Raw genomic sequence first — 19,715 nt, 5'->3', positions numbered from 1 at the left:
GAGGCTACGCACGCATGCGGGTGATGCGGATCACTCCGGCCAGGGCGCGCAGTTTCTTGATCACCCGGGCCAGGTGCACGCGGTCGTGCACGCTGACCACCAGCTGGACCACGCTGATGCGACCATCGCGTTCGTCCATGCTGATCTTCTCGATATTGCCGTCGGCCGCGTTGACGCTGCTGGCCAGCAGGGCGATCAGGCCGCGCTGGTGTTCCAGTTCGACACGCAGCTCGACGTTGAATTCGCCGGTGACATCCTTGGCCCAGGAGAGCTGGATGCATTTTTCCGGGTTGTGGCGGATTTCGCTGATATTGCGACAGTTTTCCAGGTGCACGACCATGCCCTTGCCCGCCGACAGGTGGCCGACGATCGGGTCGCCCGGAATCGGCGTACAGCACTTGGCATAGCTGAGCACCAGGCCTTCGGTGCCGCGAATCGCCAGCGGGCCCTCGGGGCTCGGCAGCTGTTCGCCCTCGCCCAGCATGCGTCGGGCCACCACGTAGGCCATGCGGTTGCCCAGGCCGATGTCCTCGAGCAGGTCCTCGATCAACTCCAGGCGGTACTCGTGGAGGATCGATTGCACGCGCTCGGCCGGAATCCTGTCCAGGGCACTGTCGAAACCGTTGAGCACCTTGTTCAGCAGGCGCTCGCCGAGGGCGATGGATTCCGAGCGGCGTTGCAGCTTCAGGGCGTGGCGGATATGGGTACGGGCCTTGCCGGTGACCACGAAGTTGAGCCATGCCGGGTTCGGCCGGGCGCCGGGGGCGCTGACGATCTCGACCGTGGAGCCACTTTGCAGCGGTTCGGACAGCGGGGCGAGACGGCGATTGATCCGACAGGCAATACAGCTGTTGCCCACGTCGGTGTGCACCGCGTAGGCGAAGTCGACCGCCGTGGAGCCCTTGGGCAGCTCCATGATCCGGCCCTTGGGCGTGAACACGTAGACCTCGTCCGGGAACAGGTCGATCTTCACGCTCTCGATGAATTCCAGGGAGTTGCCCGCGCGTTGCTGCATCTCCAGCACGCCCTTGACCCACTGGCGGGCGCGGGCATGGGTGCCCTTGGGCTGCTCGTCGCCGCTGGACTTGTACAGCCAGTGGGCGGCGATGCCGTTGTTGGCCATCTCTTCCATTTCGCGGGTGCGGATCTGGATCTCGATCGGTACGCCGTGCATGCCGAACAGCGTGGTATGCAGCGACTGGTAGCCGTTGGCCTTGGGAATCGCGATGTAGTCCTTGAAACGGCCGGGCAGCGGCTTGTACAGGTTGTGCACGGCGCCGAGCACGCGATAGCAGGTGTCGACCTTGTCGACGATGACCCGGAACGCATAGACGTCCATGATCTCGTTGAAGGCCCGGCGCTTGCCGCGCATCTTCTTGTAGATGCCGTAGAGGTGTTTCTGCCGGCCGCTGACTTCGCCCTGGATACCGTCCACCGCCAGGCAGTGGCTCAAGGATTCCTCGATCTTGTTGACGATTTCCTTGCGGTTGCCGCGGGCGCGCTTGACCGCCTGGTAGATGCGCGCCGAGCGCATCGGGTGCATGGCCTTGAAACCCAGGTCCTCGAACTCGATACGCACCGCGTGCATGCCCAGGCGGTTGGCGATGGGCGCGTAGATCTCGAGGGTTTCCTTGGCGATGCGCCGGCGTTTTTCCCCGGACAGCACTTCCAGGGTGCGCATGTTGTGCAGGCGGTCGGCGAGCTTGACCAGGATCACGCGGATATCGCGGGCCATGGCCATGGCCATCTTCTGGAAGTTTTCCGCCTGGGCTTCGGCCTTGGTCTCGAAGTTCATCTGGGTCAGCTTGCTGACCCCGTCGACCAGTTCGGCCACGGTCTCGCCGAACTGCGCCTGCAGCGCTTCCTTGGCGATCCCGGTGTCTTCGATCACGTCATGCAGCATCGCGGCCATCAGGCTCTGATGGTCCATGTGCATGTCGGCAAGAATGCTCGCCACCGCCAGCGGGTGCGTGACGTAGGCTTCGCCGCTGCGACGGCGCTGGCCGTCGTGGGCTTGTTCGGCGTAGAAGTACGCCCGGCGGACCAGGTTGACCTGGTCGGCACCGAGGTAGGTCGATAAGCGATCGGCGAGGGCGTCTATGCTCGGCATGAGGTTTCCCCCGGCCGAAGCCTTGTACCCTGCGCCGTGCTACGTCGACCAGGCATAGGCTTAGACGGCCTCGTTGGACTCGTCCTCGAAAGCCGCGAACAGAGGTTCGTCTTCGACGATCTCCTCGTTGGCGATCATTTCGTAGTTCACCAGGCCTTCGGCGATTTCACGCAGGGCAACGACGGTAGGCTTGTCGTTTTCCCATGCCACTTTCGGCTCTTTGCCGCCGGTCGCCAGTTGACGAGCACGCTTGGTGGAGAGCATGACCAGCTCGAAACGGTTATCCACGTGTTCTAGGCAGTCTTCAACGGTTACGCGGGCCATGGTGTTCCTCGTAGCAAATGCGGTAGGCGGGCTGCCCGGATGGGCGAGCGGACTCAACAGTTTAAAAAATCACCAGCGATTAGGGAAGCGCTGTTTTTTTCAGCAGAGATTCCGTTGCGCCACAAGGTGCAATGTAAAGCCCTTGCGACGCTTTTGGAAAGTCTTTGTTTCAGGCCAGCAACTCGCTCAACAGGGCGGCATGCTGCTGTTGCTGCGGCTGCTGTTGCAGCCGGTTGGCGCGGAAGATCGCCTTGAGATCGTCCAGGGCGTGGGCGAAATCGTCGTTGATGATCAGGAAATCGTACTCGACGTAGTGGCTCATTTCGCTGACCGCTTCGCGCATCCGGCCTTCGATGATTTCGTCGCTGTCCTGGCCGCGGTTGTTCAGGCGCTGGCGCAGGGCCTGCTGGCTCGGCGGCAGGATGAAGATCGAGCGGGCCTGGGGCATCTGCCGGCGGACCTGCTGGGCGCCTTGCCAGTCGATCTCCAGGATCAGGTCGTGGCCGGCGTCGAGGGTCTGCTGCAGGCTGCTCTGGGAGGTGCCGTAGAGGTTGCCGAAGACTTCGGCCTGTTCGAGGAAGTCGCCCTGTTCGGTCAGGCGCACGAACTCGGCGCGGTCGACGAAGTGGTAGTTCACTCCGTTGGTCTCGCCCGGGCGCATGGCGCGGGTGGTGTGCGAGACCGACACGCGGATCTGCGGCTGGGCGTCGATCAGGGCCTTGACCAGGCTGGTCTTGCCTGCGCCCGACGGTGCGGAAATGATGTAGAGGGTGCCAGTGCTTTGGGTCATGTCGGGGTAGCCTTACTCGATATTCTGTACTTGTTCGCGCATCTGTTCGATCAACACCTTGAGGTTGACCGCGGCGGCGGTGCTGCGCGGGTCGAAGGCCTTGGAGCCCAGGGTGTTGGCTTCGCGGTTGAGCTCCTGCATCAGGAAGTCCAGGCGCCTTCCGGCGGCACCGCCGGACTTGAGCACCCGGCGTACTTCGATGATGTGGGTGCTCAGGCGGTCGAGCTCTTCGGCGACGTCGCTCTTCTGCGCCAGCAGGACCATTTCCTGTTCCAGGCGCAGCGGGTCCAGTTCGGCCTGCATGTCGGCGAAGCGGTCGAGAATCTTCTGGCGCTGGCTGGCGAGCATCTGCGGCACCTGCTCGCGCAGGGTGGCGACATCTTCCTCGATCGCGGCCAGGCGCTCGTTGATCAGGCGGGCCAGCTCCGCACCTTCGCGCTCGCGTCCTTTCCTGAGTTCTTTCAAACCATCGGCGAACAGGGTCAGGGCCTGGTTGTTCAGGGCCTGCGGGTCGCTGGCGTCGGCCACCAGCACGCCGGGCCAGGCCAGGACTTCCAGCGGGTTCAGGGCAGCCGGCTGCTTGATCAGGCTGGCGACGGTCTCGGCGGCGGCGATCAGTTGCGTGGCGCGCTCGCGGTCGATCTGCAGCGGCTGGCCGCCGGTTTCCTCGGTGTAGCGTAGGGTGCATTCCAGCTTGCCGCGGGACAGGCCCTGGCGCAGGGCTTCGCGCACGGCGCCCTCGAGGTCGCGGAACGATTCCGGCAGGCGCAGGTGCGGTTCCAGGTAGCGGCTGTTGACCGAGCGCAGCTCCCAGCTCAGGGTGCCCCGGGTTCCGGCACTTTCGACACGGGCGAAGGCGGTCATGCTATGGACCATGGAAGTACCTCGCTGTTCGGGCCTGCCGACGTTGTCGGGCGGGCCTGATGGGTAGATTGAAGCCGACTGGCAGCAAAGGCGCAGGATTGTAGCGCAGTGTGGCGGGCAGGACGAAGGTCTCCTGCCCTGTGGTTGGGTTGTAGAAGCCGGAAGTATGCTGTTGGATTTTTAGAAGTGCCCAGCGCCGGCCATGACCTCTATAATGCCGGGTAGATTTCCGTCCCTGTACAGGTATTCCCAGATGAAACGTCCAAGTGGTCGCGCCGCCGATCAGCTTCGCTCGATCCGCATCACCCGCAACTACACCAAACACGCCGAGGGATCTGTACTGGTCGAGTTCGGCGACACCAAAGTGATCTGCACGGTCAGTGTCGAGAATGGGGTGCCGCGCTTCCTCAAGGGGCAGGGCCAGGGCTGGCTGACCGCCGAGTACGGCATGTTGCCGCGGGCGACCGGTGAGCGCACCCAGCGCGAAGCCAGCCGTGGCAAGCAAGGTGGCCGGACCCTGGAGATCCAGCGTCTGATCGGGCGTTCGCTGCGCGCAGCGCTGGACATGTCCAAGCTCGGCGACATCACCCTGTATGTCGACTGCGATGTGATCCAGGCCGATGGCGGCACCCGCACGGCGTCGATCACCGGCTCCATGGTGGCGCTGGCCGACGCGCTGAAGGTGATCAAGAAGCGCGGTGGCCTCAAGGCCGGTAACCCGCTCAAGCAGATGATCGCCGCCGTGTCGGTGGGCATGTACCAGGGCGAACCGGTGCTGGACCTGGACTACCTGGAAGACTCCGCTGCCGAAACCGACCTGAACGTGGTGATGACCAGCACGGGCGGTTTCATCGAAGTGCAGGGCACCGCCGAAGGTGCGCCGTTCCAGCCTGAAGAGCTGAATGCGATGCTGGAGCTGGCGAAGAAGGGCATGGGCGAGATTTTCGAATTGCAGAACGCCGCCCTGGCTGACTGACCGGCACGAGCAGATGCAAAAAAGCCGACAGGATGTCGGCTTTTTTGTGGGCGCTGTCCAGGTTCCCGCCGGGACCCTGTCTCACTGGCTCAGATGGTCAGCGTCCAGTCGTAGTCCACGATCAGCGGCGCGTGCTGCGAGAAGCGCGGCTGGCGTGGCAGGCGGGCGCTGCGCACGGAGCGACGCAGACCCGGCGTCAGGATCTGGTAGTCGAAACGCCAGCCGAGGTTGAGCATCTCGGCTTGTTCGTTATCCGGCCACCAGCTGTACTGGTCACCTTCACGGCTGACTTCGCGCAGGGCGTCGACATAGCCCATGTTGCCGAGAATTTCGTCCATCCAGGCCCGTTCCGGAGCCAGGAAGCCCGGAGACTGCTGGCTGTCGCGCCAGTTCTTGATGTCGAGCTTCTGTTGCGCCACGTACAGCGAGCCGCAATAGATGTATTCACGACGTTTGCGCCGCTGCTTGTCCAGATAGCGGGCGAAGTCGTCCATGAGCTTGAACTTCTGGTTCAAGTCTTCATCGCCGTTCTGCCCTGATGGAAGCAGCAAGGTCGCGATGCTGACCTTGTCGAAATCGGCTTGCAGGTAGCGCCCGTAGCGGTCCGCCGTCTCGAAACCGAGACCGCTGATGACGGCCTTCGGTTGCAACCGCGAGTACAGAGCCACGCCACCCTGGGCGGGGACTTCGGCATCGCAGGCATAAAGGAAGTAGCCATCCAGTTGGAAGGCTGGATCATCCAGTTCAAAGGCGGAGGCGCGGGTGTCCTGCAGGCAGATGACGTCGGCATTCTGGGCTTGCAGCCAACTGAGCAAACCGCGCTCGACTGCAGCCTGAATACCATTGACGTTCACACTGATGATCCGCATAAATGGCCCCAAAAATCACGTGCGTGTATGATACCCGAGGTCTACCTAATTAGCTAAATTCGTGGTATTTGGGGTTTTTTCATGCAGGCGTATCAGCGCGATTTCATCCGTTTTGCCATCGATCGCGGGGTTTTGCGCTTCGGTGAGTTCACCCTGAAGTCGGGGCGTACCAGCCCGTACTTCTTCAATGCCGGCCTGTTCAACTCAGGTTCCGCGCTGGCCCAGCTGGGGCGTTTCTATGCCGCGGCGATCGTCGACAGCGGCATTCCCTTCGACGTACTGTTCGGCCCGGCCTACAAGGGTATCCCGCTGGCGGCCGCGACCGCCGTGGCCCTGGCCGAGCATCACCAGCGCGACCTGCCCTGGTGCTTCAACCGCAAGGAAGCCAAGGCCCATGGCGAAGGCGGCAGCCTGGTGGGCGCGCCACTGACCGGCAATGTGCTGATCATCGACGACGTGATCACCGCCGGCACCGCGATCCGTGAGGTGATGCAGATCATCGAGTCCCAGGACGGCGCGAAGGCCGCGGGCGTGCTGATCGCACTGAATCGCCAGGAGCGTGGCAACGGCGAGTTGTCGGCGATCCAGGAAGTCGAGCGCGATTTCGGTATCCCGGTGGTGAGCATCGTCTCGCTGAACCAGGTGCTGGAATTCCTCGCCGGTGACGAGCAGCTCAAGCAGCACCTGCCCGCGGTGGAGGCCTACCGCGCGCAGTACGGGATCTGATTCCCCTTGCGCCCGGTCTGCCTGTTTCTGGCCCTGGCGCTTGGCGCCCCGTTCGCCGTACAGGCGGACGAGGTGCTGTTCTATCGGTATGTTGATGACAAGGGCGTCACCGTGCTGGACCGCCAGGGTGTGCCGCCGGAGTACGTCGGCAAGGGCTACCAGGTGCTGAACCAGCAGGGCCGGGTGGTGCAGACCGTGGCTCCGGCGCTCACGCCCGAACAGCAGCAGCGCAAGCAGGCCGAGAAGGCCCAGGCGGATGCCAATGCCCAGTTGCTGCAGCGCTATTCCAGTGTCGAGGACGTCGACAAGGCCCAGGCCCGCAGGCTGGCCGAGCTGGATGCGCTGATTGCCAACGTGCAGAACAACCTCCAGGCGCTGCTGGCCCAGCAGGCGGGCCTGCAGGGCCAGGCGGCGGAGCAGGAGCGTGCCGGCAAGGAGGTTGCTCCCGAGTTGCTGGCGCAGCTCGGCGGCCTGCGCGACGAGCAGGTGCGGATGAAGGCCGATATCGCCAGGTATCAGGCGGCGCGGGTCCGGGTTCAGCAGGACTTCGCCGCGGATCGGGCGCGGGTCGAGCAGTTGTTGCGCTGAGATCTCGGTCATGAAAAAGCCCCGCCCGGTTTCCCGGAGCGGGGCTTTTTCATCAGGGGTGTCCGGATCAGTGACGCTTGCGGTTGCTGATCAGGGTGCCCATGCCGGTGTCGGTGAAGATCTCCAGCAGCACCGCATTCGGTACCCGGCCGTCGATGATCAGCGAGCTGCCCACGCCGCCCTGGACCGCTTCCAGTGCACACTGGATCTTCGGCAGCATGCCACCGTAGATGGTGCCGTCGGCGATCAGTGCGTTGACCTGGTCGGTGCTCAGGCCGGTCAGGACCTTGCCTTCCTTGTCCAGCAGGCCGGCGATGTTGGTCAGCAGCATCAGCTTCTCGGCCTTCAGCGCCTCGGCGATCTTGCCGGCCACCAGGTCGGCGTTGATGTTGTAGGACTCACCGTTGGCGCCGACGCCGATCGGCGCGATCACCGGAATGAAATCGCCCTTGACCAGCAGGTTCAGCAGGTCGGTGTTGATCCCGACCACTTCACCCACCTGGCCGTAGTCGATGATTTCCGGTGCGGTCATCTCCGGGGTCTGGCGGGTGACGGTGAGTTTCTTCGCCCGGATCAGTTCCGCGTCCTTGCCGGTCAGGCCGATGGCGCTGCCGCCGTGGCGGTTGATCAGGTTGACGATGCTCTTGTTCACCTGGCCGCCGAGGACCATTTCCACCACGTCCATGGTCTGCGCATCGGTGACGCGCATGCCGTCGACGAAATGGCTTTCGATGGACAGGCGCTTGAGCAGGTCGCCGATCTGCGGGCCACCGCCGTGCACGACTACCGGGTTGATGCCCACGGCCTTCATCAGCACGATATCGCGGGCGAAGCCGGTCTTGAGCTCTTCGCTTTCCATAGCGTTGCCGCCGTACTTGATCACCAGCGTCTTGCCGACGTATCGGCGGATGTAGGGCAATGCTTCGGAAAGAACCTTGGCGGTGTTGGCAGCGGCTTCGCGTTCGAGGGTCATTCAGGGCTCCGGTGAAACAAGTGGTCAGGCGGTGTTCTACACCGCCCGGATGTCAGAACGGTAATTGGAGATCGGGTGCAACACGTTTGAGCTGGGCGTGGAACACGTCCTTGATACGCTGCAGCTCGTCCTCGGTATCGGCCTCGAAGCGCAGTACCAGCACCGGTGTGGTGTTGGACGCGCGAACCAGGCCCCAGCCTTTGGGGTAGTCGACCCGGACCCCGTCGATGGTGGTCAGGTTGGCATCGCCCCATTGTGCGTCGTGCAGGGCTTCAATGATGCTGAATTTGCCCTCGTCGGTCACATTAATGTTGATCTCCGGCGTGGAAATATCGTTCGGGAAGGTCGCGAACAGCTCCTCGGCGCTGGATTTCTCCTGGCTGAGGATCTCCAGCAGGCGTGCCGCGCTGTAGATGCCGTCGTCGAAACCGAACCAGCGTTCCTTGAAGAAGATATGGCCGCTCATCTCGCCGGCGAGCAGGGCACCGCTCTGCTTCATTTTCTTCTTGATCAACGAATGACCGGTTTTCCACATGACCGGGCGACCGCCATATTCCTGGATCAGCGGGGTCAGGCGGCGGGTGCATTTGACGTCGAAGATGATATCCGCGCCAGGGTTGCGTGACACCACGTCCTTGGCGAACAGCATCAGCAGGCGGTCGGGAAACACGATGCTGCCGGTGTTGGTCACCACGCCCACGCGGTCGCCGTCGCCATCGAAGGCCAGGCCCACGTCGGCGTTGGTTTCCTTGACCTTGGCGATCAGGTCCTCGAGGTTTTCCGGCTTGCCCGGGTCCGGGTGGTGGTTCGGGAAGTTGCCGTCGACTTCGCAGAACAGCGGGATCACCTCGCAGCCCAGCGCTTCAATCAACCGGGGCGCGATCACGCCGGCGGCGCCGTTGCCGCAGTCGACCACCACCTTGAGTTTTTTCGCCAGGACGATGTCCTCGCGGATCTGGCTGAAATAGCGGTCGAGGATCTCGACCTTCTCGATGCTGCCCTTGCCGCTGCTCAGGTCGTTGGTCTTGAGGCGGGTGTGCAGGGCCTGGATCTGTTCGTTGGCCAGGGTGTCGCCGGCGATGATGATCTTGAAGCCGTTGTAGTTCGACGGGTTGTGGCTGCCGGTCAGCATCACCCCGGACTTGCCCGCCAGCACGTTGGCCGCGTAGTACAGGGCCGGGGTCGGCACCAGGCCGACGTCGCTGACGTGGCAGCCGCTGTCATGCAGGCCCTGGATCAGTTGCTGGACCAGTTCCGGGCCGGACAGGCGGCCGTCGCGGCCGACCGAGACATTCGGTTCGCCCTGGGCCAGGCTCTGGGAGCCGATGGCGCGGCCGATCCAGTAGGCGGTCTCGCCGTTCAGGGTTTCCGGGACGGTGCCGCGGATGTCGTAGGCGCGGAAGATGCTGTCTGGAAAGGTCGGTACGGTGCTGTTCATGGGTTGAGGGTGCTCCGTTCTCAGGAAGTCCTGGTTTTCGTCGAGAATGTCGATATCAAGGATGTCGACACCTTGGAATAGCGGATCGGTCCAGTTGGCACCGTGGGTGACGGGCTGGATCGGCTCCGGGGCACTGCTGGTCGTCTGGCCCGGGTCAATGCCGGTGTGGTCCGTGGTGGCGACAGGCTGGGCGTTGCGCTGGGAGAAGCGCGCCAGTTCCTGCGCCAGTCCATTCAGGGCCGGCAGGCTCAAACTGAAGGCTTTGACGGCTTTTCCGCTGGAGAGTTCGTGAAGCAGTTGTTCCAGCTGTCGGGCATCGTCGTCGAGACGCTGTTGCAGGCGCCGGTGGGTCAGCCGGATCGCCAGTGCGGCGCTGCCGAGCGCCAGCGCGATGGCCAGCAGCAGGAAGCCGTAGACCTGGAGCGGATAGCCGAACTGGAAGGCCGTTCCCGGGACGAACTTCAGTGTCCAGTTGCCATTGCCGGTGCCGAGTGGGTAGCTTTCGGTCGAGGCGCCGATGCCGCGCTGATCGAGCACCTGCTCCGGGCTGCCGAGAATGCTCTGGGTCAGGTGCAGCGAGCCGATGTTCTCTTGCCAATAGCCCAGGGGTTGCAGCAGCCGTTGCAGGTCGAAGACCAGCAGCAGGGTGCCGGCCACTGGCGCGTCCGTTGTCTCGTGCAGCGCCGCGACGCTGTAGACCAGCCAGCGCTGGCCGACCTTGTAGGCTTCCGGTGGGGGTTTGACGCCACGCTCGGCGCGCCGGATCAGGTCCAGTGCCGAGAAATTGAGCGGTGCCGCACGATCGGTGAGAGGCTGGGCGGCGTCGCGCAGGTTCAGTTGCGCATCCACCAGGCCGGGCAGGTAGCGCAGGCTGTTTTCCGCCGCTTTCACGGCATTGCCGTCCGGGTTTTGCAGGGCCTTGAGCAGGGCAGGGTTGAGCGCGGCGGCGTCGGTCTCGGCGATCAGGTCGTTGGTGACCTGGCTCAGCCTGGACGCAGCCGTGCTACCGGCCGATTGCGCCATTTGCGAGCGAAAGAACTGATGGGTGGGGGCCAGTACGCCGAACCAGAGCAGTGCGGCCGCCAGAAGCACGCCGCCGAGCGCGATTTTCAGGCCTGGCAGCAGTGGATGGGCGGCCTCGTTCGAAGACGGCTGGTCATGATGTCCGGGTCCGTTGCCGGCCTTTGCACTGCGCTTGAAGCCTTTCAAATACCGCCTCCGCGAAACTCATCCTGAACTGCCGCGCGAATCATCCTGGCCAGTTTCTCGGCACCGGCCAGGATCAGCGTAGGTCAATGGCTGCCCGAATGCCCGAAACCGCCAGCACCGCGCTGGGTTTCGTCGAACTCCTGGACCAGTTCGAAGTGCGCCTGGACCACCGGTACCAGTACCAGTTGGGCGATGCGTTCGCCGACGGCGATGGTGAAGGCGCTTTGGCCGCGGTTCCAGCAGGAGACCATCAGTTCGCCCTGGTAGTCCGAATCGATCAGGCCCACCAGGTTGCCGAGGACGATACCGTGCTTGTGGCCCAGGCCCGAGCGCGGCAGGATCAGTGCGGCCAGGCCCGGGTCACCGATGTAGACCGACAGGCCGGTGGGAATCAGCAAGGTCTGGCCCGGTTCCAGTACGGTGTCCTGCTGCAGCATGGCGCGCAGGTCGAGGCCGGCGGAGCCGGGCGTGGCGTACTGCGGCAGGGGGAATTCGCTGCCGATGCGCGGGTCGAGGATCTTGGCTTGCAAAGCGTGCATGGGGATTAAACCTGGTTCAGTCGTGAAGCGATGAAAGAGATCAGCTGGCGGGCGATCTTGCCCTTGCTGGTCTGGGTGAAAACGGTGGCCTGCAGGTCGCGGTCGATCACGCTGCAGGCGTTCTCCTCGCTGTTGAAGCCGATGCTGGGGTTGGCCACGTCATTGGCGACGATCAGGTCGAGGTTCTTGTCCTTGAGCTTGCGCGCGGCGTAGTCGAGCAGGTGCTCGGTCTCGGCGGCGAAGCCGACACTGAAGGGGCGGTCGGGGCGGCCGGCGATGGTTGCCAGGATGTCCGGGTTGCGCACCATCTGCAGCAGCAGGCCGTCGCCGGTCGTAGGGTCTTTCTTGAGTTTTTGCGGGGCAACGACTTCCGGGCGGTAGTCCGCTACCGCGGCGGAGGCGATGAACAGGTCACAGGGAATCGCGGCCTCGCAGGCGGCGAGCATGTCGCGGGCACTGACCACATCGATACGGCTGACCCGATCCGGTGTAGGCAGGTGCACCGGGCCGGTGATCAATGTCACCCGGGCGCCGGCTTCGACCGCGGCCTCGGCCAGGGCGAAGCCCATTTTTCCGGAGCTGTGATTGGTGATGTAGCGAACCGGGTCGATGTTTTCCTGGGTCGGGCCGGCGGTGATCAGCACATGCCGGCCGGTCAGGGCCAGGTGCTGGAAGCAGTCGGCGGCGCGCTGGGCCAGGTCGGTGGCCTCGAGCATGCGGCCCAGGCCGACGTCGCCACAGGCTTGACTGCCGGCGGCCGGACCGAAGACCTTGAAGCCGCGGCTTTGCAGCAGATGGGTGTTGGCCTGGGTCGCCGGGTCGCGCCACATGGCCTGGTTCATGGCCGGTGCGATGGCGACGGTGGCATCGGTGGCGAGCACCAGGGTGGTCAGCAGGTCATCGGCGATACCCTGGGCCAGGCGGGCGATCAGGTCGGCGGTGGCCGGTGCGATCAGCACCAGGTCGGCCCATTTCGCCAGTTCGATGTGGCCCATGGCGGCTTCGGCCGCCGGATCGAGCAGGTCCAGGTGCACCGGGTGCCCGGACAGCGCCTGCATGGTCAGCGGGGTGATGAATTCGCTGCCGCCACGGGTCATGACCACGCGTACTTCGGCGCCCTGGTCGAGAAGTCGGCGAACCAGCTCGGCGCTTTTGTAGGCGGCAATGCCGCCGCCGACGCCGAGAACGATGCGTTTCCGATACAGCCGCTGCATAGGCCTGCCTTTTAGTGTCCAGTGATTACTTCCCCGAGGACGCCTCCCCAGGCCGGTTCGGGGGTGAAAAAGATGGACTACGATAACACAGCGCCCGTCATGGAACAGCGGGCCCCAGGGGCACAGGGAGGTGTGATGAGTATTCGTGATTGGCCGGCGGCGGAGCGGCCGCGGGAGAAATTGCTGGAGTTGGGAGCGGCCAGTCTGTCCGATGCCGAGTTGCTGGCGATCTTCCTGCGCACCGGTGTGTGCGGCAAGAGCGCGGTGGATCTGGCGCGGCATCTGTTAGGGCAATTCGGTAGTTTGCGTAGTCTGTTGGAGGCAGGCCAGCGGGAATTCAGCCTGGAGCTGGGCCTGGGGCCGGCGAAGTTCGCCCAGTTGCAGGCGGTGCTGGAAATGGCCCGCCGGCATCTGGCCGAGCGTCTGCGGCGCGAGTCGGTACTGGAGAGTCCGCGGGCGGTACGCGATTACCTGAAGGCGATGTTGCGCCATGAGGCCCACGAAGTGTTCGGCTGCCTGTTCCTGGATGCCAAGCACCGGGTGTTGGCCTTCGAGGCGCTGTTTCGCGGCACCATCGACAATGCCAGCGTGTATCCACGGCAGGTGGTCAAGCGGGCGCTGGCGCACAATGCGGCGGCCTTGATCCTCTGTCACAACCACCCGTCGGGGTGGCCGAGCCCAGTCACTCCGATCGGCTGCTGACCGGCCGCCTGCGCGATGCACTGGAACTGGTGGACGTGCGGGTGCTCGATCATTTCGTGATCGGCGATGGCGAGCCGTTCTCGATGATGGAGCATGGGATGATGTAGCGCACGGCCCCGTTTCCGGGGCCGCTAGTGGCCTGTGTGGCTAATTCGCACACTCGACTCCGGGTCCAGGGCCTCGCCAGACTGCGCTGCTGGACCCGAATTTGAGTATTCGAATTAACCGTACAGGCCACTAGGCGGATCAGGGCTTGACGCTGACCTTGGCGAAGTCCTGGCGCCCGAACGGGCTTACCTGGTAGCCGTGGACGTCCTTGCGCACCAGGGCGAAGGCGGTCGGATGGGCCAGCGGCAGCCAGAGTGCCTGCTGCTGGATCTGGGCCTGGGCCTGCTGGTAGAGCTTGCTGCGCACGCCCTGCTCGCTGGTGGTTTTCCCGGCGCTGATCAGCTTGTCCAGGTTGGCGTCGCAGTAGCGGGCGAAGTTGGTCCCGGACTTCACGGCGGCGCAGGAGAATTGCGGGGTCAGGAAGTTGTCCGGGTCGCCGTTGTCGCCGGCCCAGCCCATGAACAGCAGGTCATGTTCGCCAGCCTTGGCGCGACGGATCAGTTCGCCCCATTCGATCACGCGGATTTCCGCCTGGATGCCCACTTCGGCGAGGTCGGCCTGCAGCAGTTGCGCACCGAGGCTCGGGTTCGGGTTGAGCAGGCTGCCGGATGGCCGGGTCCAGAGGGTGGTCTGGAAGCCGTTCTTCAGCCCGGCCTTGGCCAGCAGCGCCTTGGCCTTCTCCGGGTCGTGGGCGTAGCCGGGCAGGTCCCTGGCGTAGCTCCAGGTGTTGGGCGGATACGGGCCGTTGGCGGCTTCGGCGGTATCTTCGAAGACGGCCTTGAGGTAGCTGGTCTTGTCGAAGGCCAGGTTGATCGCCTGGCGCACCTCAGGCTTGTCCAATGGCGGGTGCTGGCTGTTGATGGCGACGAACGCGGTCATGAAGGCAGCGGTCTTCTCCACCTTGAGTGCCGGGTCCTTGCTCGCCGAGCCGACATCCAGGGGCTTGGGCGAGAGGGCGATCTGGCATTCGTTGCGCTTGAGTTTCTGCAGGCGTACGTTGGCGTCCGGGGTGATCGCGAACACCAGGGTGTCGACCGCCGGCTTGCCGGCGAAGTAGTCCGGGTTGGCGCTGTAGCGGATCGAGGCGTCCTTCTGGAAGCGGCCGAACACGAACGGGCCGGTGCCGATCGGCTGGCTGTTGAGTTTTTCCGGGGTGTTGGCCGCCATCAGCTTGTCGGCGTACTCCGCCGAGTAGATGGAGGCGAAGCCCATGCTCAGGGCGGCGAGGAAGGTCGAGTCCGGGTGATCGAGGGTGAAGCGCACGGTCAGCGGATCGGTGGCCTCGACACGCTTGATCAGCGCCGGCAGTTGCAGTGACTGGGCGTGGGGGAAGCCGCTCTGGGCAATCTTGTGCCAGGGGTTGGCCGGGTCGAGCATGCGCTCGAAGCTGAAGCGCACGTCGGCCGCGCTCAGGTCGCGGGTCGGCTTGAAGTAGTCGGTGTGATGGAACTTCACGCCCGGATGCAACTTGAAATCGTAAGTCAGGCCGTCATCGGAGACGGTCCAGCTGTCGGCCAGGCTCGGTACCAGCTTGCCGCTGGCGGCATCGAAGTCCACCAGGCGGTTCATCAGCACGTCCGCCGAGGCGTTGGTGGTGGTCAGCGAGTTGTACTGCACGACGTCGAAGCCTTCGGGGCTGGCCTCGGTGCAGACGCTCAACGAGGTCGCGGCATGGGCCAGCGGGCCGAAAAACGGGACGAGCAATAGCGGCAGGGCAGCGAAGCGCATGTTCAGTTTCCTTTGCAGGTCGTTGTCCCATCTGCGAGTGCAGTCTGGAAAAACCTCTACCCTAGTACCCCGGACGGCAATTGACTATCCCATTTTTACTCGGCCGGCCTGGGTTGCTGTAGAATCCGGCGCTCTTGTCCGTAAGAGATTTGCGGACTCCTGCCGTGTGTGGCGAATTTTGTGCGACGAGCGGCATTTTTCGTCCCGAGCCCCGGCATTGGGGTCTCGTACCCAGGTTTTCGGGCACTCGACACGGTTTTAATCGCACTTGATGTTGTTGCACCGTAGTCTTTCTGGTATAAAGCAGCGCTCTTTTCTAGGGGCCCGGTTCCTTCGCTTGTAGGTGTAGCCGGTAAGACCCTTAAAGAAACGCGGCGCCTGGCGCCAAATGACTGAGAGATTAAGCGGCCAACCCATGCCGGGTTGGGCATGTGGTTTTAGAGGGCTGAGGCATGTCTAGAGTCTGTCAAGTTACCGGTAAGGGTCCGGTGACTGGGAATAACATTTCCCACGCAAACAACAAAACCCGTCGTCGTTTCCTGCCGAACCTGCAGCATCACCGCTTCTGGGTCGAGTCGGAGAAGCGTTTCGTGCGCCTGCGCGTTTCCGCCAAGGGCATGCGTATCATCGACAAGCGCGGCATCGACGCCGTGCTGGCCGAACTGCGCCGTGATGGCAAGGTATAAGGAGCTAAATCATGCGTGAATTGATTCGTCTGATCTCGAGCGCCGGTACTGGTCATTTCTACACGACTGACAAGAACAAGCGCACTACTCCGGACAAGATCGAGATCAAGAAATATGATCCGGTTGTTCGCAAGCACGTGATCTACAAGGAAGGCAAAATCAAGTAATTGATTTTGTTTTTCGAAAAAAACCCCGACTGGTTCGGGGTTTTTTTTCGCCTTTTTTCCGGCCTTTTCCTGCGCAGCGCTCCGCCATTTCCTGCGTTTTTTCCGTTTTGCCTTTCCTAGACTGCCTGGGCAACCAGAAAACACAGTCAGGGAGGACGTTCATGGTTATCGCAAGGATGTTTTTATTGTTGCTGCTGGTGTTCCTGGCGGCAGCCAGTGTCGCGGTCTCGGCGGCCCCCTGGCCGCTGTCGAAATCACCACCGAAGCCTATGTGCAACGGCTGATCCAGGCGACGCGGACGGCCTGGCCGGCGCTGGCCGGGTTCAACCACGCTACCCGGATATTCGCCGACATCCGGTTGGTGGTCAGCGATGGGCGGCGGGCCTTTGTGATGGGGATGCGCGAAGGGCAGGAGGTGGAAATGGCGAAGGTCAGGGCGCTGGGTGTCAGCCATGAGTACCAGCGCTATCGGCGGATTGCCTGGGAAGGGCGCCCGGCGATCTTCGTCGGCCTGGGTGAGACGGTGCCGGAGCGTGAGCGACAACGGCTGCAGGACCCGAAGGCGTTGCCCGAGCTGTTCGCTCTGGCGACCCACGAGGCCTTTCACTTCCATGTCGAAGCCGCCTGGCTACGCCTGCCGGGGGCGCAGCGCAGCATCGCCTATCCCGCCAGCGCCGAGCCAAGGCTGCTGCGCAATCGGATCATTCGCCAGTTGCTGGCGGCGGCCCGGGGGCAGCCCGAGGGGCTGGCTCGGGCCAGCTACTGGTATCGCCGCTGGCTGGACGAACATGCCGAGGAGGCGGTACGTCTTCGCCAGGTCGACCGCTCCGAGGGCAGTGCGCGCCACGTGGAGACGGTTGCTGGCCTGCTGGCCCGGGGAGTGCGCCCCGGCTCGTCCGAATGGTCGGAGTCGATGCTGGAGGCATTGACCCGCCAGGCACAGGAGGACTACCTGGCTCCTGACCTGGAGAGCTATGTGCTGGGGGATCTCGCTGGCTACCTGCTCGAACGCCAGGGCGTGGACTGGTTGCCCCGTGTGGCTCGGGGCGAAACACCGCTGGCGATCCTGCTGGAACCGGTGGCGCCGGTTGTCGCGCCCGCCGATGAACGCATGGAGCGGCGCATCCGCAAGGCTGTCGCCGCTGCCAACCACCAGGCGGCGCAAGCCCTGGAGCCTTTCGTGCAGCGTTTCCACGACCCGGCGGGCGGGCGCCTGCTGGTGCCGAACCGGGCCCTGCCGGACAGTTTCGAGGTGGGCGATTCCTACCACCTGGCCATGCAGCCGGGGAGCATCGAAGTCGGGGTGCGGGCCGGCTTCGTCCTGGGCGACGGCCGAATCGATCTCCACGCGGCCACGGTTGCCACCCAGCTGACATCCGCCTGCGGTCGCGAGGATCTCTACTGGATCCTCGCGCTGGCCCCGACCGAGCTGGAGAAAACCGCCGATGGCCGGCTGCGTGTCGAGCGCGCCGACCTCAGCCTCGACATCCCCTATCCGCAGCGCGCCGCCGGGGAGTTGCGTAGCTGGTGCGTGGCCGCCTGATCAGGCTTTCTGTTCGAACACCACATAGATCTTGCGGCAGTGCTCCAGCACCTCCCAGGTACCCTTGAAGCCGGCCGGGATCACGAAGCGGTCGCCAGCGCGCAAGGTCTTGGCGTTGCCATCGTTGTCGCGCAACACCGACACGCCCTGGACGATTTCGCAGTATTCGTGTTCGGTGTAGTTCACGGTCCACTGGCCGACCGCGCCTTCCCAGACGCCGGCATTCATCTGCCCGCAAGGGCTGTCGTAGTGATTGAAGATCGTCTGCTCCGGATCGCCCTTGAGCACCTTCTCCGGCGCCGGGCGGAAGCGTTCGGGGGCGGTGGTGGCTTCGCTGAAATCGACGATGTCCTGGATGTTCATGCTGCTTTTCCTCGGCAGTGACAGGGCGGGTACTCGAATGTCTGGAGTCTATGTTTATTAAAATGAACATGGCAACGGCGTTTGCCCAGCTGCTGTCAAATATATTGAAAGTTCAGGGGCCGCTGGTTTAGGGTGGTGGGTGTCGTGGGCCGAAAAAATGGGCCATCGAACAGGATTCTCGACGGTGCTTGCGCGCGAGCGCGTGGCGCTTCTATTTCAATAAGAGGAGGACACTTGCATGACCACCCTGACTCGTGCCGACTGGGAACAACGCGCCCGTGAGCTGAAGATTGAAGGCCGCGCCTACATCAATGGCCAATACACCGCCGCCGTTTCGAACGAAACCTTCGAGTGCATCAGCCCGGTCGATGGCCGGCTGCTGGCCCAGGTTGCCAGTTGCGACAGCGCCGACGCCCAGCGTGCGGTGGAAAATGCCCGTGCCACCTTCGATTCCGGGATCTGGTCGCGCCTGGCCCCGGCCAAGCGCAAGGCGACCATGATCCGTTTCGCCGCGTTGCTGAAAACCAATGCCGAAGAGCTGGCCCTGCTCGAAACCCTCGACATGGGCAAGCCGATCACCGACTCGCTGTTCATCGACGTACCCGGCGCCGCCCAGGCACTGAGCTGGAGCGGCGAGGCCATCGACAAGCTCTACGACGAAGTCGCCGCGACGCCCCATGACCAGCTGGGCCTGGTGACTCGCGAGCCGGTCGGCGTGGTGGGCGCCATCGTGCCGTGGAACTTCCCGCTGCTGATGGCCTGCTGGAAGCTCGGCCCGGCCCTGGCCACCGGTAACTCGGTGATCCTCAAGCCTTCGGAAAAATCCCCGCTGACCGCCATCCGCATCGCCGCCCTGGCCGTCGAGGCCGGTATCCCGGCCGGTGTGCTGAACGTGCTGCCCGGCTACGGTCACACCGTCGGCAAGGCCCTGGCCCTGCACATGGATGTCGACACCCTGGTGTTCACGGGTTCGACCAGAATCGCCAAGCAACTGCTGGTCTACTCCGGCGAGTCGAACATGAAGCGCGTCTGGCTCGAGGCCGGTGGCAAGAGCCCGAACATCGTCTTTGCCGATGCCCCGGACCTGCAGGCCGCCGCCGAGGCCGCGGCCAGTGCGATCGCCTTCAACCAGGGCGAGGTGTGCACCGCCGGCTCGCGCCTGCTGGTCGAGCGTTCGATCAAGGACACGTTCCTGCCGCTGGTGGTCGAGGCCCTCAAGGCCTGGAAGCCGGGCAACCCGCTGGACCCGCAGACCAACGTCGGGGCGCTGGTGGACACCCAGCAGATGAATACCGTGCTGTCCTACATCGACGCCGGGCATGCCGACGGCGCCAAGCTGGTGGTCGGTGGCAAGCGTACCCTGCAGGAAACCGGCGGGACCTACGTCGAACCGACGATTTTCGACGGCGTGACCAACGCGATGAAGATCGCCCAGGAAGAGATCTTTGGCCCGGTGCTGTCGGTGCTCACCTTCGATACCGTCGAGCAGGCCATCCAGATCGCCAACGACACGCCGTATGGCCTGGCCGCTGCCGTCTGGACCGCGAACATCTCCAAGGCGCACCTGACCGCCAAGGCCCTGCGGGCCGGCAGCGTATGGGTCAACCAGTACGATGGCGGCGACATGACCGCGCCGTTCGGTGGCTTCAAGCAGTCGGGTAATGGCCGCGACAAGTCGCTGCATGCGTTCGACAAGTACACCGAACTGAAGGCGACCTGGATCAAGCTGTAACCTCTTCAGGGCGCCTTGGCCTGTAGGGGCCGGCCTGCTGGCGATTGCCATCTGTCTCCTACCGAT

General features: G+C 63.8%; 19 protein-coding genes and 1 pseudogene. 8 read left to right on the top strand and 12 right to left on the bottom strand.

What is annotated here, in order from left to right; genetic code table 11:
* Positions 1-4: 4 nt before the first annotated feature.
* The 4 genes from spoT to ACZ5KU_RS30745 all read right to left on the bottom strand — a co-directional run bounded on the left by spoT (position 5) and on the right by ACZ5KU_RS30745 (position 4,100).
* A complete protein-coding gene (gene spoT / locus ACZ5KU_RS30760) occupies positions 5-2,110 on the bottom strand; it encodes a bifunctional GTP diphosphokinase/guanosine-3',5'-bis pyrophosphate 3'-pyrophosphohydrolase (protein WP_054056357.1) in 2,106 nt (701 codons plus the stop codon).
* Between the two features lie 60 nt (positions 2,111-2,170).
* Complete coding sequence (gene rpoZ / locus ACZ5KU_RS30755) at positions 2,171-2,434, bottom strand: DNA-directed RNA polymerase subunit omega (protein WP_026144814.1); 264 nt, start codon at positions 2,432-2,434, stop codon at positions 2,171-2,173.
* Positions 2,435-2,603: 169 nt separating this feature from the next.
* Entirely contained in the window at positions 2,604-3,224 is a 621-nt protein-coding gene (gene gmk, locus ACZ5KU_RS30750; protein WP_054056358.1) for a guanylate kinase, read from the bottom strand.
* A gap of 12 nt (positions 3,225-3,236) precedes the next feature.
* Positions 3,237-4,100 (bottom strand): YicC/YloC family endoribonuclease, encoded by an 864-nt coding sequence (locus tag ACZ5KU_RS30745; RefSeq protein ID WP_464736660.1) that lies wholly within the window; start codon positions 4,098-4,100, stop codon positions 3,237-3,239.
* A 241-nt stretch (positions 4,101-4,341) separates the two neighbouring features.
* On the opposite strand from ACZ5KU_RS30745, the gene rph reads away from it, so the two are divergent.
* Positions 4,342-5,064 carry a ribonuclease PH gene (gene rph / locus ACZ5KU_RS30740; RefSeq protein ID WP_054056360.1) on the top strand — a complete coding sequence of 241 codons (723 nt, stop codon included), beginning with the start codon at positions 4,342-4,344 and terminating at the stop codon, positions 5,062-5,064.
* 89 nt (positions 5,065-5,153) lie between these two features.
* On the opposite strand, the gene ACZ5KU_RS30735 is transcribed toward rph, so the two are convergent.
* Complete coding sequence (locus ACZ5KU_RS30735; RefSeq protein WP_017901686.1) at positions 5,154-5,933, bottom strand: exodeoxyribonuclease III; 780 nt, start codon at positions 5,931-5,933, stop codon at positions 5,154-5,156.
* 81 nt (positions 5,934-6,014) lie between these two features.
* Here ACZ5KU_RS30735 and pyrE point away from each other — a divergent pair, with 81 nt between their 5' ends.
* Together pyrE and ACZ5KU_RS30725 are read left to right on the top strand one after the other, a co-directional pair.
* Positions 6,015-6,659 carry an orotate phosphoribosyltransferase gene (gene pyrE / locus ACZ5KU_RS30730; RefSeq protein WP_054056361.1) on the top strand — a complete coding sequence of 215 codons (645 nt, stop codon included), beginning with the start codon at positions 6,015-6,017 and terminating at the stop codon, positions 6,657-6,659.
* Between the two features lie 6 nt (positions 6,660-6,665).
* Positions 6,666-7,247 (top strand): hypothetical protein, encoded by a 582-nt coding sequence (locus ACZ5KU_RS30725; protein ID WP_054056362.1) that lies wholly within the window; start codon positions 6,666-6,668, stop codon positions 7,245-7,247.
* A gap of 67 nt (positions 7,248-7,314) precedes the next feature.
* On the opposite strand, the gene argB is transcribed toward ACZ5KU_RS30725, so the two are convergent.
* The 4 genes from argB to coaBC all read right to left on the bottom strand — a co-directional run bounded on the left by argB (position 7,315) and on the right by coaBC (position 12,620).
* Complete coding sequence (argB, locus tag ACZ5KU_RS30720; protein ID WP_017901683.1) at positions 7,315-8,220, bottom strand: acetylglutamate kinase; 906 nt, start codon at positions 8,218-8,220, stop codon at positions 7,315-7,317.
* A 52-nt stretch (positions 8,221-8,272) separates the two neighbouring features.
* Complete coding sequence (algC, locus tag ACZ5KU_RS30715; protein WP_204375717.1) at positions 8,273-9,658, bottom strand: phosphomannomutase/phosphoglucomutase; 1,386 nt, start codon at positions 9,656-9,658, stop codon at positions 8,273-8,275.
* 1,292 nt (positions 9,659-10,950) lie between these two features.
* On the bottom strand, positions 10,951-11,406 hold the full coding sequence (dut, locus tag ACZ5KU_RS30710) for a dUTP diphosphatase (protein ID WP_054056364.1): 456 nt from the start codon (positions 11,404-11,406) through the stop codon (positions 10,951-10,953).
* Between the two features lie 5 nt (positions 11,407-11,411).
* Positions 11,412-12,620, bottom strand: coding sequence for a bifunctional phosphopantothenoylcysteine decarboxylase/phosphopantothenate--cysteine ligase CoaBC (coaBC, locus tag ACZ5KU_RS30705; RefSeq protein WP_464736659.1), 1,209 nt, complete (start codon positions 12,618-12,620; stop codon positions 11,412-11,414).
* Between the two features lie 135 nt (positions 12,621-12,755).
* Here coaBC and radC point away from each other — a divergent pair.
* A pseudogene (radC, locus tag ACZ5KU_RS30700) lies at positions 12,756-13,429 on the top strand (RadC family protein).
* A gap of 139 nt (positions 13,430-13,568) precedes the next feature.
* Here the strand turns inward: radC and ACZ5KU_RS30695 are convergent.
* Entirely contained in the window at positions 13,569-15,158 is a 1,590-nt protein-coding gene (locus tag ACZ5KU_RS30695; protein WP_054056367.1) for an ABC transporter substrate-binding protein, read from the bottom strand.
* 452 nt (positions 15,159-15,610) lie between these two features.
* Between ACZ5KU_RS30695 and rpmB the strand changes: the two genes are divergently transcribed.
* Together rpmB and rpmG are read left to right on the top strand one after the other, a co-directional pair.
* Positions 15,611-15,844, top strand: coding sequence for a 50S ribosomal protein L28 (gene rpmB / locus ACZ5KU_RS30690; RefSeq protein WP_026144812.1), 234 nt, complete (start codon positions 15,611-15,613; stop codon positions 15,842-15,844).
* A gap of 11 nt (positions 15,845-15,855) precedes the next feature.
* Entirely contained in the window at positions 15,856-16,011 is a 156-nt protein-coding gene (gene rpmG / locus ACZ5KU_RS30685) for a 50S ribosomal protein L33 (RefSeq protein WP_003177274.1), read from the top strand.
* Here rpmG and ACZ5KU_RS30680 read toward each other — a convergent pair.
* Positions 16,004-16,288 carry a hypothetical protein gene (locus ACZ5KU_RS30680; RefSeq protein ID WP_464736658.1) on the bottom strand — a complete coding sequence of 95 codons (285 nt, stop codon included), beginning with the start codon at positions 16,286-16,288 and terminating at the stop codon, positions 16,004-16,006. The genes rpmG and ACZ5KU_RS30680 overlap by 8 nt on opposite strands.
* Between ACZ5KU_RS30680 and ACZ5KU_RS30675 the strand changes: the two genes are divergently transcribed.
* Positions 16,283-17,554: a hypothetical protein gene (locus ACZ5KU_RS30675; RefSeq protein WP_464736657.1), complete on the top strand. Its 1,272-nt coding sequence runs from the start codon at positions 16,283-16,285 to the stop codon at positions 17,552-17,554. The genes ACZ5KU_RS30680 and ACZ5KU_RS30675 overlap by 6 nt on opposite strands.
* Here ACZ5KU_RS30675 and ACZ5KU_RS30670 read toward each other — a convergent pair whose 3' ends face one another.
* A complete protein-coding gene (locus ACZ5KU_RS30670; RefSeq protein WP_054056369.1) occupies positions 17,555-17,917 on the bottom strand; it encodes a cupin domain-containing protein in 363 nt (120 codons plus the stop codon).
* A 238-nt stretch (positions 17,918-18,155) separates the two neighbouring features.
* On the opposite strand from ACZ5KU_RS30670, the gene ACZ5KU_RS30665 reads away from it, so the two are divergent.
* The gene (locus tag ACZ5KU_RS30665) at positions 18,156-19,649 is read left to right on the top strand and encodes an aldehyde dehydrogenase (RefSeq protein ID WP_054056370.1); all 1,494 of its coding nucleotides are present in this window, start codon (positions 18,156-18,158) and stop codon (positions 19,647-19,649) included.
* Positions 19,650-19,715 lie beyond the last annotated feature (66 nt).

It is taken from the genome of Pseudomonas sp. Tof1 (assembly GCF_055390395.1).
This window is presented reverse-complemented; position numbering and strand designations above follow the sequence as displayed.